We start from the raw sequence: 865 nt of genomic DNA, 5'->3' as shown, positions 1-865 counted from the left end.
GCGCTGCATCATGGGGTCCCCGGCGCGGTCGCCGGGACGGGGCGGGAGGCGGGCCGGTCGTGGTCTTCGAGGCGAAGGTCCTCGGTCCCGTCGAAGCCGTCCGCGACGGGCGCGCGGTGGCGCTGGGCTCGCCCAAGCAGCGGGCCGTCTTCGCCCTGCTCGTCCTGAACGCCGGCCGGGTGGTGCCCACCGAGCGGCTGGTGGAGGAGCTGTGGGGCGAGCACCCCCCGGACTCGCCGTCGTCGGCGGTGCAGGTCTACGTCTCCCGCCTGCGCCGCAGCCTGCGCGCGGACCCGCCCACCGGTCCGCCCGCCGCGCAGGAGCAGGCGCCGGTGACCCTGCGCCGGCGCGGTGGGGGGTACCAGCTCGACCTGCCCGGGCGGTGCGTGGACGCCGAGCAGTTCGCCACCCTGGTCGCCAGCGGCCGCGAGCTGCTGGCGCAGCGCCCCGCGGACGCCCGGCAGGTCCTGGAGGAGGCGCTCGCCCTGGCGCGCGGCCCGGCGCTGGCCGACGTCGTGGCCACCCTGGGGCCCACCGGCGCCGCCGAGGCCCGGCGGCTGGACGACCTGCGCCTGCTGGCCGAGCAGGCGCGGCTGCAGGCGCTGCTGGCCCAGGGCGAGGCCGCCACCGCCGCGGCCGACGCCGGGGCCCTCGTGCGCCGGCACCCCCTGCAGGAGGACCTGCGCGCCCTGCACGTGCTGGCCCTGTACCGCTCCGGCCGCCAGGCCGAGGCGCTGGCCGCCTACGAGGAGGTGCGCCGGCAGCTGGCCGAGGAGCTCGGCGTCGACCCCGGCGCCGCGCTGCGCGCGCTGCACGACCGGGTCCTGCGGCAGGACCCGGCCCTGGACCCCGCCCCGCCCGCCGC

At 80.3% G+C, this 865-nt stretch carries 1 protein-coding gene; it reads left to right on the top strand.

Features of this window, described 5'->3' with window-relative positions:
• Positions 1-59: 59 nt before the first annotated feature.
• Positions 60-865, top strand: an 806-nt coding sequence (locus GTR00_RS21865) for an AfsR/SARP family transcriptional regulator (protein WP_166613586.1), incomplete at its 3' end; no start/stop codon positions are given.

Origin of the sequence: Kineococcus indalonis (assembly GCF_009906395.1) — a bacterium.
Lineage (GTDB): Bacteria > Actinomycetota > Actinomycetes > Actinomycetales > Kineococcaceae > Kineococcus > Kineococcus indalonis.
Note: the sequence above shows the minus strand (reverse complement) of the source record. Positions and strands in the feature narration are given on the sequence as shown.